The organism is Cupriavidus sp. 2TAF22, from assembly GCF_052115045.1.
Classification (GTDB): Bacteria; Pseudomonadota; Gammaproteobacteria; order Burkholderiales; family Burkholderiaceae; genus Cupriavidus.
The window spans coordinates 29,210-44,712 of sequence record NZ_JBFRFX010000030.1; the positions used below are offsets into that span (position 1 = coordinate 29,210).

At 57.5% G+C, this 15,503-nt stretch carries 17 protein-coding genes; 10 read left to right on the forward strand and 7 right to left on the reverse strand.

Translation table 11 applies throughout. From position 1 onward, the window contains the following. Positions 1 to 108: 108 nt before the first annotated feature. Both AB4Z48_RS29015 and AB4Z48_RS29020 read left to right on the forward strand, forming a co-directional pair. Complete coding sequence (locus AB4Z48_RS29015) at positions 109 to 1,560, forward strand: NAD-dependent succinate-semialdehyde dehydrogenase (protein ID WP_441620382.1); 1,452 nt, start codon at positions 109 to 111, stop codon at positions 1,558 to 1,560. Positions 1,561 to 1,753: 193 nt separating this feature from the next. Then, positions 1,754 to 2,677 carry a LysR family transcriptional regulator gene (locus tag AB4Z48_RS29020; protein WP_441620384.1) on the forward strand — a complete coding sequence of 308 codons (924 nt, stop codon included), beginning with the start codon at positions 1,754 to 1,756 and terminating at the stop codon, positions 2,675 to 2,677. Between the two features lie 205 nt (positions 2,678 to 2,882). On the opposite strand, the gene AB4Z48_RS29025 is transcribed toward AB4Z48_RS29020, so the two are convergent. Further along, entirely contained in the window at positions 2,883 to 3,050 is a 168-nt protein-coding gene (locus tag AB4Z48_RS29025) for a hypothetical protein (RefSeq protein WP_441620491.1), read from the reverse strand. A 39-nt stretch (positions 3,051 to 3,089) separates the two neighbouring features. Between AB4Z48_RS29025 and AB4Z48_RS29030 the strand changes: the two genes are divergently transcribed. The 8 genes from AB4Z48_RS29030 to AB4Z48_RS29065 all read left to right on the forward strand — a co-directional run bounded on the left by AB4Z48_RS29030 (position 3,090) and on the right by AB4Z48_RS29065 (position 10,644). Continuing rightward, on the forward strand, positions 3,090 to 3,446 hold the full coding sequence (locus AB4Z48_RS29030; protein ID WP_441620485.1) for a LysR substrate-binding domain-containing protein: 357 nt from the start codon (positions 3,090 to 3,092) through the stop codon (positions 3,444 to 3,446). Continuing rightward, positions 3,358 to 3,696: a LysR substrate-binding domain-containing protein gene (locus AB4Z48_RS29035; RefSeq protein ID WP_441620386.1), complete on the forward strand. Its 339-nt coding sequence runs from the start codon at positions 3,358 to 3,360 to the stop codon at positions 3,694 to 3,696. Before AB4Z48_RS29030 ends, AB4Z48_RS29035 begins: the two co-directional genes overlap by 89 nt. Positions 3,697 to 4,216: 520 nt before the next feature. Continuing rightward, positions 4,217 to 5,893 carry an MFS transporter gene (locus AB4Z48_RS29040; RefSeq protein ID WP_441620388.1) on the forward strand — a complete coding sequence of 559 codons (1,677 nt, stop codon included), beginning with the start codon at positions 4,217 to 4,219 and terminating at the stop codon, positions 5,891 to 5,893. Between the two features lie 6 nt (positions 5,894 to 5,899). After that, on the forward strand, positions 5,900 to 6,505 hold the full coding sequence (locus AB4Z48_RS29045) for a glutathione S-transferase N-terminal domain-containing protein (RefSeq protein WP_441620390.1): 606 nt from the start codon (positions 5,900 to 5,902) through the stop codon (positions 6,503 to 6,505). A 19-nt stretch (positions 6,506 to 6,524) separates the two neighbouring features. Then, on the forward strand, positions 6,525 to 7,520 hold the full coding sequence (locus tag AB4Z48_RS29050) for a D-2-hydroxyacid dehydrogenase family protein (RefSeq protein ID WP_441620392.1): 996 nt from the start codon (positions 6,525 to 6,527) through the stop codon (positions 7,518 to 7,520). Between the two features lie 88 nt (positions 7,521 to 7,608). Then, positions 7,609 to 8,535 carry an amidohydrolase family protein gene (locus tag AB4Z48_RS29055; RefSeq protein WP_441620394.1) on the forward strand — a complete coding sequence of 309 codons (927 nt, stop codon included), beginning with the start codon at positions 7,609 to 7,611 and terminating at the stop codon, positions 8,533 to 8,535. A gap of 112 nt (positions 8,536 to 8,647) precedes the next feature. Next, the gene (locus AB4Z48_RS29060; protein ID WP_441620396.1) at positions 8,648 to 9,301 is read left to right on the forward strand and encodes a maleate cis-trans isomerase family protein; all 654 of its coding nucleotides are present in this window, start codon (positions 8,648 to 8,650) and stop codon (positions 9,299 to 9,301) included. A gap of 362 nt (positions 9,302 to 9,663) precedes the next feature. Continuing rightward, positions 9,664 to 10,644, forward strand: a complete 981-nt coding sequence (locus AB4Z48_RS29065) for a Bug family tripartite tricarboxylate transporter substrate binding protein (RefSeq protein WP_441620398.1) — start codon at positions 9,664 to 9,666, stop codon at positions 10,642 to 10,644. A 704-nt stretch (positions 10,645 to 11,348) separates the two neighbouring features. On the opposite strand, the gene AB4Z48_RS29070 is transcribed toward AB4Z48_RS29065, so the two are convergent. The 6 genes from AB4Z48_RS29070 to AB4Z48_RS29095 form a co-directional block, all read right to left on the reverse strand. After that, on the reverse strand, positions 11,349 to 11,597 hold the full coding sequence (locus AB4Z48_RS29070; protein ID WP_441620400.1) for a thiamine pyrophosphate-dependent enzyme: 249 nt from the start codon (positions 11,595 to 11,597) through the stop codon (positions 11,349 to 11,351). Beyond that, positions 11,597 to 12,100, reverse strand: a complete 504-nt coding sequence (locus AB4Z48_RS29075) for a hypothetical protein (protein WP_441620402.1) — start codon at positions 12,098 to 12,100, stop codon at positions 11,597 to 11,599. The genes AB4Z48_RS29070 and AB4Z48_RS29075 overlap by 1 nt, the downstream gene beginning before the upstream one ends. A 297-nt stretch (positions 12,101 to 12,397) precedes the next feature. After that, positions 12,398 to 12,883, reverse strand: coding sequence for a thiamine pyrophosphate-binding protein (locus tag AB4Z48_RS29080; RefSeq protein WP_441620403.1), 486 nt, complete (start codon positions 12,881 to 12,883; stop codon positions 12,398 to 12,400). 73 nt (positions 12,884 to 12,956) lie between these two features. Next, positions 12,957 to 13,715: a class II aldolase/adducin family protein gene (locus AB4Z48_RS29085; RefSeq protein ID WP_441620405.1), complete on the reverse strand. Its 759-nt coding sequence runs from the start codon at positions 13,713 to 13,715 to the stop codon at positions 12,957 to 12,959. Between the two features lie 19 nt (positions 13,716 to 13,734). Beyond that, positions 13,735 to 14,790 carry a Bug family tripartite tricarboxylate transporter substrate binding protein gene (locus AB4Z48_RS29090; protein WP_441620407.1) on the reverse strand — a complete coding sequence of 352 codons (1,056 nt, stop codon included), beginning with the start codon at positions 14,788 to 14,790 and terminating at the stop codon, positions 13,735 to 13,737. 516 nt (positions 14,791 to 15,306) lie between these two features. Further along, positions 15,307 to 15,459, reverse strand: a complete 153-nt coding sequence (locus AB4Z48_RS29095; protein ID WP_441620409.1) for a hypothetical protein — start codon at positions 15,457 to 15,459, stop codon at positions 15,307 to 15,309. Positions 15,460 to 15,503 lie beyond the last annotated feature (44 nt).

Consider the following 15,503-nt stretch of genomic DNA (forward strand, 5'->3'; position numbering starts at 1 on the left):
CAGGCAGGTAGATCAGATCACACCGCCTAGGATGAAACGTTGCGCCGAGCCCGAAAGACCAATACTGGTCCGTGGGCCATGCGGCAAGAGCCAAATCAAGGATACGACATGAAACTCTCTCGCCCCGATCTCTTCCGAGAAGCCGCATACCTTGCGGGCAGGTGGAATCCCTGTGGGAATGAAGCCCTGGAAGTTCGGAATCCATCGACCGGAGAGGTTATTGGCTATGTGCCCAATATATCTGCTGCTCAGACCAAGGAAACCATTGGCGTAGCCGAACTCGCGTTTCATGAGTTCAAGCGACTGACGGGCAAGCAGCGTGCGGCGCTGATCCGCAGATGGTACGAGCTAGTGCTCGAGCACAAAGAGGATCTTGCAGTGATCATGACCGCCGAGCAAGGCAAGCCACTTGCCGAATCGCGCGCGGAGATCGACTACGCGGCTGCCTATCTCGAGTGGTTCGCGGAAGAAGCGAAGCGCGTATATGGCGATACGATTCTTGCGCCAAAATCCTCGCAGCGCATCTCCGTAACCAAGCAGCCCGTCGGTGTCTGCGCGGCAATTACACCCTGGAATTTTCCGTCGGCTATGGTAACGCGCAAGGTAGGTCCTGCTCTGGCAGCCGGATGTACTGTTGTCCTCAAACCTGCACAGCAGACTCCCTTCTCTGCGTTGGCGCTTTGTGTACTGGCCGAAGAGGCTGGCTTTCCTCCAGGCACAATCTCGGTACTGACCGGAGAAGCCGCCGAGATTGGCGGAGAGTTGCTGAGCAACCCGGCGGTCCGCAAACTGTCGTTTACCGGCTCCACGCCTGTCGGCAAGATGCTGATGGCCGCCGCTGCTGAAACGGTCAAGAAGCTGTCTCTGGAACTCGGCGGCAATGCTCCGTTCATCGTGTTTGAGGACGCCGATCTTGATGCTGCCGTCGTGGGCGCCATGGCCTCGAAGTTCCGCAATGCAGGTCAGACTTGTGTCTGTGCAAATCGATTCTTGGTGCATACCTCGTGCCACGACGAGTTTGTTGCCAAGCTCTCCGCGGCAGTGTCTGGCATGACAATGGGGGATGGCTTCGAGCCTGAATCTCAACTCGGCCCGCTCATCGACGAGAAGGCGATCCACAAGGTCGGCAGGCTCGTCAAGGAGGCCGTGGACGGCGGCGCGACTGTGCTAGCGGGCGGCCATCAGCACAAAGCCGGACCGTTGTTCTACGCCCCAACAGTGTTGACGGACGTGACTTCCAACATGGAAATCTCTCGAGAAGAGATCTTCGGGCCGGTCGTAGCAGTACAACGCTTCTCAGACGATGCCGAAGCGGTCCAGATTGCAAACGGCACGCCCTACGGATTGGCGGCCTACTTTTACACCAAGGATCTGAATCGTGCACTACGCATCTCCGAGGCGCTCGATTTCGGCATTGTTGGTATTAATGAAGGCGCTGTTTCAACGGAGGTCGCGCCTTTCGGCGGCGTCAAGGAGTCTGGCTTTGGGAAAGAAGGCTCGATGTACGGGATTGAGGAATACCTCGAGAAGAAGTACGTTTGCATCGGAAACGTTCAATGAATCAACCCGTCGGTTAGTCGGGATGGACAGCGCCTAGCGTGTAGCGCATGTATGGAGCGCGGCCCTGCTGGCACCAGATAGTGCCAAACGATCGCGGAATTGTGACGCGGCGGGAGTGAGGGGACCCCAAAAAACGATAGGTGGTGATAAGCTATGCCGATATTATCTGGGAGTCGCGATGGACCTTCGGCGCTTGGAACTACTGATGCAGGTGGCTGACTTTGGAAGTTTCTCGAAGGCGGCTGCAGTACTCGGAATCGCGCAGCCCGCGCTCGGGCGCCAGATACAAAAGCTGGAAGACGAGTGCGGGGTTCGTCTCCTCTACAGGCATGGCCGCGGGGTATCCCTTACCCCAGAGGGCGAGCTTCTCCTTTCCAGAGCCAAGCCTCTGGTTCGGCAGCTCGAAGCAATCGCTGGAGATTTGCAGTCGGTACATGAAGCTCCACAAGGGACCGTAATCCTCGGTTTGACTCCCACGATATGTAACCTGATGGGCCTCAGGCTCCTGAAGTTAGTTCAGGAGAAGTACCCCAAGCTCAGTGTGAATATCGTCTCGGGATACAGCGGCTACGTCCACGAATGGCTCGTGGACGGCAGACTCGACATCGCTGTGTTGCATGATGCTCGCCGCTCGGCAACGGTTGCCGTTGACGCGATTGGCGCGGCCCGGCTTTTCCTAGTAACACATCCAGGCGCCAAGATACCAAACAAGCGGAAGAACGCTATTTCAATCGCCGATCTGGATGGATTGCCTCTGACGCTCTCGAGCAAGAATCACGGGCTCCGCCGTACCCTAGAACTTGCAGCAGGACATGCTGGCATTACGCTAAACGTCGTCTATGAAGTTGACACGCTGGCATTGGCAAAGGAACTGGTTGTTGAAGGCCTGGCGTCGACCGTGCTTGCTCGTCCGGCTTACTTGACCGAGTTCCAGCAAGGGAAAGTCACCGAAGTCGCGATAGAGAACCCGGTGCTGGAGACTCGGCTCATGCTTGCAGAAGCTTCGAACCGGCCAGTCACAAGGGGGATGCGAGTTCTCAGGCAAGAGATCCAGACTCTCATAGAGAAACTCACCATCGAGGCAGGTCGCGAGTACGGCCTCATTCCGCTAAGCTAGCGTTTCAATCGTGCCGGAATCGGATGCGCACGCGCGGCCTTGCCGTGCCTCCCTCAGCAGCCAGTGCCATTTCAACCGGTGGTTCACGGGCAGATCAGTCGAGTGCTTTGTCGTTTGGATTGATGATCACTGCCCTCCATGTCGTCGGAGCCTGGGAAATCAGGGTTCACTCCTACGCCTTGATACAGTTATATTGAAGGAGTTCTCATGCACTTTGATTTCGCTGACCTTCGGCTGTTTGCACGTATCGCAGAAGAAGAAAACCTATCGCGCGGGGCGAAAAAGGCATTTTTGTCTCCGGCGGGTCATCGAGCGCCAGTTCGAACACGTGCGCAGCGACTTTGAGGAATTCTCCAAGGATTCCGTTGGCCATATACGCATCTTTGCGAATACAACCGCAGTCACGGAATTCATGCCCGAGGTGCTTGCCCACTTTATGGCAGGGCGACCGGCGGTCACAGTGGACCTCCAAGAGCGCCAGACGCGAGACATTATTCGAGGGGTATTGGACGCTAGCGCCGATTTGGGAATTATCTCCGGACCGCTAAACGCGGAGGGTCTTGAGGTCGTCCATTTCAGTACGGACAAGTTGGCGTTGGTGACTCCTGCGGGGCATCCTCTGATGGAAAAGTCGAATGTTTCGCTTCTTGACACACTAGAGTATGAGCATGTAAGCATGCATGAAGGAAGCACCCTTCACGCGTTCGTTCCTTACCGACCTCGTCCGCGACGAGCGGCGCAAACTGCAAATTCGAATTCAGATTCGTAGTTTTGAGGCCATGTGCCGGATGATAGAAGCCGGGGTTGGCATTGATATCCTTCCGCTATCGGCGGCCCTTCGCCATCGTCGGACGATGAAGCTGGAAATCCTGGAACTCAACGAGCCATGGGTCATACGCGAGCGCGTAGTGATTGCTCGGGATTTAGACGGGCTTCCCGGCTGCGCGAAGGCCCTCATTGACGAACTGATCAAAGTCGCGGAGGCCGCAGGGGGAAGTCCTAGTGGAAGCGTTACCTGAGCGGCGGGTCTCACCAGCCTGCAGCATTCCGCTGATTCCCAGCTAAGCATCCATCGCCACGACACAGCATTCATAGACGCCAAGACCTTTGGCGAGATAACTCCATTCTTGTCGCTATCGACATTCATCAGTTTTTTCGGGAGTTCTATGGTTGCGGCCATGACAGTAGCGCATCGGCGGCTAGCTTCTCGAGCGTCACTCCTCCTTTAGCACCAAACTGTAAGCGCCCCCAAAACTGACAACCTCGGGCTCGCGTTGAGGAGCTCGGGCAGATTCGTGAGTGCTGTGCTGTGTACTTAAGCACAAAATAGAAGACTGGCGCGCAAGGCCATGTGATATGGCGCTCACTGTTTCCAAATTTGATGTGCCACGAGGCGCACTATGCCGAAAAGGTCTATCTGCTATAGACGGGATGCCATTGCGAGTTATCTCGATATGGACGAAATTAGCGGTAAGCCAGTCACGCACTGGCCCCGCAGGGTGCAAGCAAGCACCCGACTAATATATGGGTGGAGACAGCATGGCTAGCAACAGCACAGGTGCGGTGTCGAGCGCGACGTCGACCGAAGTACTATCCGGTTCCGACGCGCGCAAGGCGGTCATAGGGGCATCCCTCGGTACTGTTTTCGAATGGTACGACTTTTTCGTCTACGGCCTTGTCGCCACGATCATCGCCAAACAATTTTTCGCGGGACTGGATTCCACCTCGGCATTCATCCTTGCACTCCTTGGTTTCGGCGCGGGATTTATCGTGCGGCCGCTGGGGGCCGCGGTGTTCGGGCGGCTCGGCGATATGATCGGCCGCAAGTACACCTTCCTCATCACCATCGTTCTGATGGGTGTGGCCACCTTCGCCACGGGTCTCCTCCCCACTTACAACCAGGTCGGCATTCTTTCGCCGGTGCTACTCATCGCGCTGCGGATGCTGCAGGGATTAGCCATTGGGGGCGAGTACGGGGGTGCTGCGATCTATGTCTGCGAGCACGCTCCGGCCAATAAGCGCGGCATGTTCACCTCCTGGATCCAGACCACGGGCACCGCCGGCATGCTGCTGTCGCTGGTGGTTGTCATCTCGGTCTCCTACGCCACGGGTGACCAGTACGAGCAATGGGGATGGCGAGTGCCGTTTCTGCTCTCACTACCCTTGCTGCTGGTGTCGCTCTATATTCGTCTTTCGTTGCACGAATCACCGGTGTTCAAGAAAATGAAGGCAGAGGGAACCCGCTCGAAAGCGCCGCTGTCCGAAGCCTTCGGCCAATGGAAGAACTTGCGGGCGGTTCTCATCGCCTTGTTCGGCGTGTGCGCAGGCCAGACCGTCATTTACTTCACCTGCCAATTCTTCCCACTGTTCTTCCTCACACAGACGCTCAAGGTCGACGCCAAGACTGCGAACATGCTCGTGATGTTCGCGCTGGTGTTCGGTTGCCCGCTATTCGTGGTTTTTGGCTCACTGTCCGACAAGATCGGCAGAAAGCCGATCCTGGTAACGGGGTTGTTGCTGGCCGCTGTGACATTCTTTCCGATTTATCGAGGTTTGACGCACTTCGCGAACCCGGCCCTCGAACGCGCGCAGCAGTCAGCGCCGATTGTGGTGCAGGCGGACCCGCAGGAATGCTCCTTCCAGTTCAACCCGACTGGCACCAAGAAGTTCACGAGCTCTTGCGATGTGGCGAAGCAAGTCCTCGCGCAAAATGCCGCCAGCTATGAAACGCTGCCGGCAGCCAGCGGAACCGTCGCCTTAGTAAAAATTGGAAGCCTCGAGATTCCCTCATATGATGCCTCGCGGCTCGCCCCCGCGGAGCTTAAGGAGGCCGAGAAAAAGTTCAAGGCCGCCGTTCTGGATGGTATGACAAAGGCCCAGTATCCGCACGCCGCCGCGCCCGAGGATATCAACAAGGCAGCGGTATTTGCCCTGCTGGCGGTATTGATGATCTACGCTGCAATGACCTATAGCGTGGTCGGTGCAATCCTGGTGGAGTTGTTCCCCGCGCGGATTCGCTATAGCTCTTTCTCGGTGCCGTATCACATTGCCACCGGATGGTTCGGGGGGCTTCAACCTACTGTTTCGTTCGCGCTGATCGCGCAGTTCGGCAATATTTATTTCGGCCTCTGGTATCCCACCATGGTCGTCGCCGTTTCGCTGGTAGTCGCCGTGCTGTTCCTTCGTGAAACCAGGCATGTCGACATCCACGCCTGAGCGCCCATGACGATGATGAAACTGCTCTACAGTCCAGGCTCGCCCTATGCGAGGAAAGTCCGGATCGTGCTGAGGGAGAAAGGCCTGATCGACAGCGTCGAGGAGGCCGTGGTGAACCCTCACGATAACGGCGCCGAATTTCTCTCGCTGAATCCGCTGGCCAAGGTGCCAACCCTGCAAATCGGCAGTGATTCGCTGTTCGACAGCCCACTGATCTGCGAATACCTGGACGGGCTTTCCGGGGTCGGGCCGCTGATTCCCCGGGAACCGGAATCGCGGATCAGCGTACTTTGGCTCCAGGCCCTGGCCGATGGCATGATGGACGCGGCCGTGGCCTCCGTCCTAGAAGCGCGCAGGAGCGATACCGAGCCCTCAAGACACTGGCTGCTGCGCTGGGAGAATGCGATCAGGCGTTCCCTGGCCGCGCTTTCCACGACTATGCTTCCGTCCCAGATGAGCCTGGGCGGCATAGCGGTGGCCTGTGCGCTGGACTACGTCTCTTTCCGTTGCCCGGCGATCCGGTGGCGCGACGAGTACCCCGAGCTTGCCGCGTGGTGCGACCTATACGTCGACCGGCCCAGTTTTGCCGAGACCACCCCTCCACGTTCTTGAGAGGTTCCCAATGGATCCAATGCCGAAGCCAATCATCGCCATCATTGATGACTACGAACGTTTTGTCCCCGGCCTGGCAGCCTATCGGGAGCTAAGGGCGGCGCTACCGGCAGCGGACATACGCCTGATCAGCGAGCAACCGCTAGGGGCCGCCGGGCTGGCGCAGCTTGAGGACGTGGAATACCTTGTGTTGATCCGGGAGCGGACCCGCATAACGCGCGAGCTGCTCGCGAAGCTGCCATCATTGAAGACGATCGTGCAGACAGGCTCTACGGGTATTGGAGTCACAGCTCATGTCGATACCACCGCTTGCGCGGAACGCGGGATCGACGTGCTCGAAGGTAAAACCGATGGGCATTCGGCCGCTGAGCTGACCTGGGCACTGGTCCTGGCCGCCCATCGGCGCCTTCCTCAGTATATCGATAGCCTCCGAACGGGTCGCTGGCATCAGGGCAGCGGCGCCGCCATCGGGGAAACGCTCCGGGGCAAGACCTTTGGCATTCTCGGCTACGGCCGAATTGGCCAGTTGCTGGGTGGCTACGCCAAAGCTTTTGGTATGACCGTACTGGTGTGGGGCCGGCAGCGCTCGCTGGAGGCGGCACGGGCGGACGGGGTCAAGGTCGCGGAGAGCCGTGCGTGTCTGTTCGCCAACAGTGATGTGCTGACGATTCAGTTGAGGCTCAACGAGGAAACGCTGCACTCCGTCAAGCTCGCCGATCTGCAGGCAATGAAGCCAAGCGCAATATTCGTTAATACGAGCCGGGCGGCTCTGGTCGAGCCGGGTGCCCTGGCGGCTGCGTTGAAAGGCGGTACGCCTGGGATGGCCGCCATCGACGTCTATGAAAGCGAGCCGATATCTGCGGACCATTCCCTGCTGCAGCTTGGCAATGTGTTGGCGACACCCCACATAGGATATGTAGAGCGAGACAGCTACGAAATTCTCTTCAGGTCGGCATTCCAGAAACTTGTCGCTCACGTGCAGGGTGACTTCGCCAGGCACTGCCAGGTGCGGTAGCGCCCAACGCCGCTCCGGCCTGACCGGGCTATTCCGTAGCCCCGGAGGCGGTCAGTGCGGGAAAGTATTCTTAAGGAGACTAAAGATCATGCAACAGGTATATGACGCGGCAGATTCCCTAGACATTCCTTTCAGCCCGAGGCCGGAGAAAATTAGCGCGCCTTCGGTCAATGTCCCCGTCAATGCTACCGATTGCCACTTTCATATCTTCGGGCCGCGGCAGCGTTATCCGCTTTCCCTAGGAAGAATGTACAACCCGGAAGAGGCATCAGTCGAATCGTATCGGCAGATGGCAGATACGGTGGGCATAGGACGCATGGTGATCGTTCAGGCTAGTCCCTACGGGATGGATAACCGGTGCCTTCTGGATTCTATTGCTTTGCTGGGTGAGGAAAGGACGCGGGGTATCGCGGTCATCGACCCCGCCATCACGGACGAAGAGCTGGAGCGGATGCACGAGGCGGGAGTACGTGGGATACGTTTCAATGCAATTTCAGGCGGAACGCCGCTTGAACATTTGGATGTGTTGGCTGCGCGTATTGAGCGATTTGGCTGGCATATCCAGCTTTGGGTAAAGGGCGAGCGGATTCCGTCGCTGGAATCGCGTCTGCTGGATCTGCCCGTGCACGTTGCGATCGACCACATGGGCCAAGTCTCCCCGGCGAAGGGGCTAGCCCATCCGGAATTCCTTAGCCTGCTTCGTTTGCTTCGCTCAGGGCGGGCGTGGATCAAGTTGTCCGGATATCGCGCGTCGGCCCAAGAATTCCCTCATGGCGATATGCTCGATCCGATCCGCGCGATCATCGCGGCCGCTCCTGAACGCTGCGTCTGGGGAAGCGACTGGCCGCACCCTTTGCTGGAGCATCGCAAGATGCCTGATGCTGGAAAGCTGGTGGATTTGCTTGCGGCGTGGGCCGGTGATACTGCAATGTTTGAGAAGATTCTCGTAAGCAATCCGGCCAATCTGTATGGCTTCCCCAGTCAGGTGAGTCTGGGAGGACAAAATGAGTCATGAAGCGCACCCCACTGTTACCAGACGAGGAAAGGCCGCTCGCCCTGGACTACCGGATTCGTCAGTCCGAATAGGATTGATCCTGCCGAGCGTGAACACGGTGGCGGAGCCGTGGATGCACGAGGCGACTCCTGCCGGGACAACCATACACACGGCCAGAATGTTGATGCCGGATGCGTTGACTCCGGCGACGATCGAGCGAATGGACTGCGAAGACGGTCCGCGGGCGCTGGCCCAAATCATGACGTGCAGGCCAGCGGTTGTTGGCTACGCCTGCGCATCCAGCAGTATCGTGCAGGGCCCGGAGTACGACCGTCATCTGCAGGGCGATCTTGAACGGCAGGCGATGCGGCCCTGCACCACGGCGATGGGGGCAATTGCCAGTGCACTGCGCGCTTGTGGAATCCGCAGCTTGTCCCTTGTGTCACCGTATGGTCAAGAGATTGCCGCCGCGGAGCATGTCTACCTTGAGGCGCTAGGATTCCATATTGTTGACGAGGTGCATCTCGGCATCAACTCCGCTTTCGATTTGGCGACGCCATCGGCAGACGAGATCTTCGAAGCGGCAAGCGAGACTTTCAACGCGCGCGCGGATGGCCTTCTGCTTAGCTGCATCAATTTCCCGGCGCATGCTGTCATTCACAGGCTGGAGAAAGCAACGGGAAAGCCTGTGGTGACAGCCAATCAGGCGTTGCTCTGGAAGCTGCTGCGGCTTGCCGGGATTGAGGCGCCAATCCATGGTTTGGGTAGGCTGTCCGAACTGGCGTAGGCTCTCAATTCCTCGCATAGGGGAAGACTGATTCTAGTCACCGCAATCGCAAGGGTCGCAGCAATGGCTCGGGCGAGATTTCGGCACAACGCTTCATCCTGTTGGGTCTAGCCAATCTGGTGCTGGGGAAAAGTCGATTGTGGGCGTCTGTCTGCGGGGAGCTGCCCGTCTTGAGCGCGTAAAGCGTGAAATGGCGGAGGAATCGCGCTCAGCCTGCCGTCAGGACACCAGGAGGGCGGAAATGTCCGCAGCGAGAGTCTTCGATCAACTATTAACTAACGATTCGATTACTTTCGGAAGAATCCCAGCGCCATTTTGACCCATTACAACGGGAATTATTCTATTCGTTAAGGAGACAATTCATGCTACACACTCGCCGCTCATTTTTGAGATTGGGAGTGGCGATCGGCACTGGCGCCCTTGCTCTGCACGCACACGCGAAAGAGCTTTTCCCATCTAAGCCCGTCACCTTGGTCGTGCCATTTTCGCCAGGCGGGAATCTCGATCTTGTCACGCGATCGCTAGGAACCCCTCTCGGGAAATTGCTGGGGCAGACAATCGTGGTTGTCAACAATTCTGGAGGATCCGGGTCAATAGGTGCAAGTCTCGTTGCCCGGGCAAAACCCGATGGCTACACATTGCTGAGTGCGACACCTGCGCAGGTGGCTACGGTGCCGCAGTTGCTCAAGACCCCCTACAAGCTCTCGGACTTTACTTCGATCGGAGTCGTCAGCAGGACCGCAATCGTATTGGTGGTGCGAAGGAGTGACACTCGATTTAAGAACTTCGAAGAGTTCTTAGCGTATGCCCGCGCACACCCAGGAAAACTAAATGTGGGACATGCCGGCGCCGGCTCTCCTAATCATCTCGCCGGGCTGCAATTCGAAAGTGCTGCAAACGTCCATCTAGGTTTTGTGGGTTACAAGGGCATGGGTCCCGCGCTAATCGACCTCATCTCTGGTCAGATCGATGTGATATTTGATCAAATAAGCAGTTCGCTGCAGCATTTGAAGTCGGGTAATCTCAAAGCGCTTGTGGTTTGTGGTCCGTCGCCAGCAGCGGCGATGCCCTCGATCCCAACTTTGAAGCAAGTCGGCGTGCCAGAATTTGATGCCAGCACCTATATCGGCATTCTGGCTCCCAAGCAGACACCCCCCGACGTGGTGGCAATCCTGAGCAAGGCTGTGGAGAAAGTTGTATCGGACCCGCAATTCGCGGCGATGTTGCTTGAAATGGGAAGTGGCGCGTATTACGGCAACGGCCAGCGCTTCGATCAGATCCTGAAGGCCGAGGAAGAAGTCGCCGCTGCCTTGATCAAGCAGGGAAAACTCACGGCTGAGTAGCCCCCAGCTAACGCACGACACCGTCCCGAACGCCGCACAAACGCCGCTAGGCTCTGCATTTCCCTCCCAGAATGGATGGCTAAGCATGTGGCGGCGTCGCCGCCAACGGCGCCGGCAAGCCACGATGTGCTGGCATAAGAAGCCTCGCGGTTTCCCCAACAGGGGCTCGGGTGCTCGGCCACATAGCGAGGAGTATGAAAGTCGATCTCAGCGCCATGGGTTGGCAGTCGTCTCTTCAGACGGTAGAGTCGACGCGGTGGCGATAGGTTCAGGTCGTCTGTTGCAACCCTTTCGTCCGGCGATGCCCAAGTAACCTCACCATGGTTCCGTTTTCATACGCCGCTCATCGAACCCGTCGTGCGGATTTCCCGCAATGCGCTCTCCGGACAAGGCATCACCCCTTCGACCACGGCAAGCTACAGCCAAGGACCCGACAGACGAACGGGACCGAAGTGCCCATAGACTACGAGGGTGGAGTTCCCACCCCTACCACGCATGACCTTGTACTTGTTGCGTAACCACAGGCGCAACCGCGCAGCAGTATAGCTATGGAGCGGCTGATACGCGCCGGAACGCCGTCTCGGCCAAGCGGAAGAAGCTACTATTCTGATAGCCTTCCTCGCATCGGAGGCGGCGAGCCATGTAACCGGTACCGATAATCTCGACAGTGATGTCTCTGCAGTGGTGTAAGCTCCGTACGTCGTTCACTTCTTACTGGCGAAGCCATCGTCCACGATGATCTCAAGCAGCGACGGGCCGCCGGAGTTTACAGCGGCAAGAAGCTCCGCTTCAATTGCCGACGGGTCTGAGATACGCTTGGCGTGGACTCCCAAGCCCGTCGCGACACGCACGAAATCGATCGGCGGATCCGTCATGTCCATCGCCACGAAGTGGTCCATACCCCGGAGAGCTTGCGGCCGCTCCTTGACAATACGATAGCTCCGGTTGTTCACTACGACGAAAGGCCGCCGCTGGCAAGGCCATAGTAGCTTCGTGAATCATTGGACTTGAGAACCGAAGCCAACGCGGGTGCTGACGTCAGAGCTTCCTCAACAAGGATCGCGTTCTGCGGCAAGACTTCGCTAATCTGGAGCATCAGATAGTCTTGATGGATCGGCACCTGATCGGCCAGCCTTCGGAGGGCCTCGGCTTTTCGTGCTCGCTTCACGCTCCAGTTCATCGAGGCCAACTGCGCGTTGCGCTCCTTTGCTTGATCGATGTAGGCTTGGTTGCTTCCCGCACGCAACCCATCAAGCAGAGCTCTCAAAGTCTCCTTGACGTCCGCACAGACCGCGATATCAGTCGCATAGTTTTTCCCCAACTCCCACTGACGCTCGGAAAGGTGGATGACCGGAAGGCTTTCGGGCAATGGCTCGATCGCGCCATATGGAGACATGCGGAGCAGATCAGCTCGGAGGCATATCAAGAGGTCGTACTCCGACAACGTGGCCCTCACCAGCTCCTGCTTCCGGATACACCAACATGGTTCGGATGCTCTGCGGGGAACCTAGTGTTGTAGGGCACAGGTTCCTGATAAACCGCGGCCCCGATAAATTCGGCGAACTCCTCCGCCTCCTCAAATGCTTCTCAGTCGGACAACTCCTTGCCCGCCAGTATCACCGGACGCCGCGCCGTCAGAATGCGCAAGGCTAACCTCCCCGCCAACGCATCAGATGGACGGGTGCCGAGTTCGACACGAGAGACGGCTCCCATATCGAGCTCCGCCTCTTCGTCGAGGATACTGCCGGGCAAGCTAGTGAAGACAGGGCCCGTTGGGGGGCGCTAGCGCGATCTTCGCTGCTCGATGGACGATTCTGGGTAGGTCTTCGGCCCGTTGGACCTCGACCGCCCACTTCACCAGCGGCTGGGCGATCGGAACCAAGGGCTTGTAGAGTAGAGGCTCTGTGAGTCCATATCCAATCTCATATTGTCCGGCGGTAACAATGATTGGCGAGCCTGAGAATTTGGCGTTGTACAACGCGCCCATCGCGTGCCCCAAACCCGGGGTGCAATGAAGGTTGCATGCGGTAAGTCTTCCCGACGCGCGCGCATATCCGTCGGCCATACCCAAGACAACAGACTCCTGCAATCCCAGCACATACCTCAGATCCGGGAAGCTCGGTACTGCCTCCATGATTGCCAATTCGGTCGTGCCGGGATTGCCGAATAAGTGTGTCACACCTTCATTCAATAGGAGTTGGAGGAAGGCGCTGCGTCCGTTCGTGTACTGCTTGGGCATGACGTAGATTAGATGAAAAATGCCAATGGACGTTTGCTTGCCGCGTCGGGCAAGTCCAAGCGCCAGACCCAAACTACAGCTTGTAGCTCGGATCCTTGCGGTCCACTAGACGAAGCATCGCGGCCCACTCCATCTCGCCGTAAGGCCTGCGCGTTGTCGGCCGATAGAGATGATGCGTTTTCTCGATCACTTCCTGGGGCGGGTAATACAATTCGCTGTTGCAACCCTGGGCGTCGACCTGAGCCTTGCACGCCATCTCCAACCAGTAAATGGTGTTGAAGGTCTGAGCGATAGTTGGTCCCACGGCAAGCAGACCATGATTCCTGAGCACCATGGCATCCCGATCGCCTAAATCGGCAACCAACCGCTCACGCTCGCTCAAATCCAAGGCGACGCTCTCATAGTCGTGGTATGCAATCTTCGCGAATCGCATCGCAGTCTGAGTCAGCGGAAGTAGTCCGCACTTTAGGCTGGAGATCGCCATGCCCGCGCGTGTGTGCGTGTGCAGAACACATTGAACATCCTGGCGCGCCTTGTGCACAGCGCTATGGATAACGTAACCAGCTTGGTTGATCCCATAGTCAGGATTGGCATTGCGGATCACATTCCCTTGGATATCGATTTTGATCAGGTTGGACGCGGTGATCTCATCGTACATATACCCATATGCATTGATGAGTAGATGGTCGTCGGGACCGGGAATTCTGGCAGTGATATGGTTGTAGACCAGGTCACTCATTCCAAAGTGCGACACTAGCCGATAACATGCGGCAAGCTGAACGCGTGTTTCCCATTCATGCTCACTCATCTCGGAGCTACTCATTTTTCCCATTTCGCTCTGGCTCCTTCCTTCACTCAGCCTTAACATCAAAATCACGCACAATCTTTCCCCAAGAGTCGTACTCACTCTTCATGAATGCCCCGAACTCAGTTGGTGAAGACGTGGTGCGAACTTCGGCTCCTAGCTGAGTCAGCTTCGTTCTGGTCTCTGGTTCTTGCAGGATGATGTTCACCTCCTTCGCCAGTTTTTTCCGGATATCGGCCGACACACCGGCCGGCGTAATGAGCCCAAGCCAAGCCCCCATATCGAAGCCCGGGAACCCTTGTTCAGCCGCAGTCAGCACGCCCGGCAAAATCTCTGTGCGCTTAGGCGTACTCACTGCAAGCGCCTTGAGCTTGCCGCTCTTCACCATAGCCAGTTCCGAAACCAAAGTATCGAACGTGCATGCGACCTGCCCGCCGAGGATGTCGGTCTGCGCCTGGCTGCTTCCCTTGTACGGAACGTGAACCATCTTCACGCCCGCCTTCGACATAWGGACCGACATCACGAGATGACTGGTGGTTCCTACCCCTGTTGTCGCGTAACTCAGGGTATTGGGGGCTTTCCTTGCCGCGTCCAAAAACTGCTTTAGATCCTTTGCGGAGTTCTCTTTGCTGACAACGAACAGATACGGCAGCCACGTAAGTAGACCGATTGGGGCGAAGTCCTTCTGTGCGTCGTATGTCAGCTTGCTGTATAGATGGGGATTGATTGCCTGAGGCGCAGACGCACCGATCAGCAGCGTGTAGCCGTCAGCCTTCGCCCGTGCGCCGATACCCGCGCCGATGCTCCCGCCGGCGCCTGGGCGATTGTCCACGATGAACTGTTGACCAAGCCGCTTCGAAAGACGCTCGGCCATTACTCGGGCGACGGTATCCGTCGCGGTTCCCGGTGGAAAACCGACCACAATCGTCACTGGCTTGCTCGGGTAGACATCTTGTGCGATCGCCAAAACCGAAGCCGAACCAAGGACAACCGCCAGAATGGTCGCAATCGATACAAAGGTGCGGCGACGCATCAACAGGGGTCTGCTGTCTGAATCAAGCGCTTCCTCGGTGTGCGGGATGTGAAAGGTGCTGACTAGCATAAAGTCTCCAGTGCTGTCTTCTTATTCGCTCGCGCGTTAGCCTGGGCACCCAAGCTGCGCACGAACGAGGAGCGTCAATGGCTCCTGCGCACAAGTTCTCATATGCTGACGCTGCCGGCAACGGCACTTCGCATATAGCAGATAGTCTATTTCGGCATGGCCGGGGCGCCTTGGCATTTGGACGTTTATCGAAAGTCAATTGTTGCGAAATGGACTTCGCCGCGGCTCCACCAGTATCTCCACGTGGCGACGAGTTCTACAGCCCAGGGCGAGCCGCAGGCATGAAGCGCTCCTTCGGCGTGAAGGTAGTCCTCTTGTCACAATCACCGCGAGTGCTTGCCGCTGGCAACACAAAGCGAATCATCCTGGTGACGTCCATCGTTAGCCTTGACCACGGCCACTTGACCAAAATACAAGGTGCGCACGAGTCCCGTGTCAAAGATGGGCCGGACTCTGGAATCAGCGCTCCAGGTATGCCGGAGTTCTCGGCGGCGATTGTCAGGCGGAGCGATAACTTCAAGAAGCTGGTGCCGGCCAAGAAATCGCGTTAAGACGCTCACTTAGGGTGTATAAAACCGGACGGCGGAAGCGCTGCTCCTCAAAGGTCATATACGGTGTCGCGCCATCGGGATCGCGTTTTTTCCACTCTTGCTTATTGGACTTGTTCATGGCGTTCCTTCCTGATTCCCTCAGCGCTGACTCCGCAACAGTTT

Excerpts from the sequence above, each read along its gene's own strand:
- AB4Z48_RS29085 (WP_441620405.1), bottom strand. The coding sequence starts at position 13,715 with ATGGGAAAAATGAGTAGCTCCGAGATGAGTGAGCATGAATGGGAAACA.
- AB4Z48_RS29015 (WP_441620382.1), top strand. The coding sequence starts at position 109 with ATGAAACTCTCTCGCCCCGATCTCTTCCGAGAAGCCGCATACCTTGCG.
- AB4Z48_RS29025 (WP_441620491.1), bottom strand. The coding sequence starts at position 3,050 with ATGGCCAACGGAATCCTTGGAGAATTCCTCAAAGTCGCTGCGCACGTG.
- AB4Z48_RS29080 (WP_441620403.1), bottom strand. The coding sequence starts at position 12,883 with ATGCCCAAGCAGTACACGAACGGACGCAGCGCCTTCCTCCAACTCCTA.
- AB4Z48_RS29060 (WP_441620396.1), top strand. The coding sequence starts at position 8,648 with ATGCACGAGGCGACTCCTGCCGGGACAACCATACACACGGCCAGAATG.
- AB4Z48_RS29055 (WP_441620394.1), top strand. The coding sequence starts at position 7,609 with ATGCAACAGGTATATGACGCGGCAGATTCCCTAGACATTCCTTTCAGC.
- AB4Z48_RS29065 (WP_441620398.1), top strand. The coding sequence starts at position 9,664 with ATGCTACACACTCGCCGCTCATTTTTGAGATTGGGAGTGGCGATCGGC.
- AB4Z48_RS29035 (WP_441620386.1), top strand. The coding sequence starts at position 3,358 with ATGAAGGAAGCACCCTTCACGCGTTCGTTCCTTACCGACCTCGTCCGC.
- AB4Z48_RS29095 (WP_441620409.1), bottom strand. The coding sequence starts at position 15,459 with ATGAACAAGTCCAATAAGCAAGAGTGGAAAAAACGCGATCCCGATGGC.
- AB4Z48_RS29045 (WP_441620390.1), top strand. The coding sequence starts at position 5,900 with ATGACGATGATGAAACTGCTCTACAGTCCAGGCTCGCCCTATGCGAGG.
- AB4Z48_RS29030 (WP_441620485.1), top strand. The coding sequence starts at position 3,090 with ATGCCCGAGGTGCTTGCCCACTTTATGGCAGGGCGACCGGCGGTCACA.
- AB4Z48_RS29040 (WP_441620388.1), top strand. The coding sequence starts at position 4,217 with ATGGCTAGCAACAGCACAGGTGCGGTGTCGAGCGCGACGTCGACCGAA.
- AB4Z48_RS29050 (WP_441620392.1), top strand. The coding sequence starts at position 6,525 with ATGCCGAAGCCAATCATCGCCATCATTGATGACTACGAACGTTTTGTC.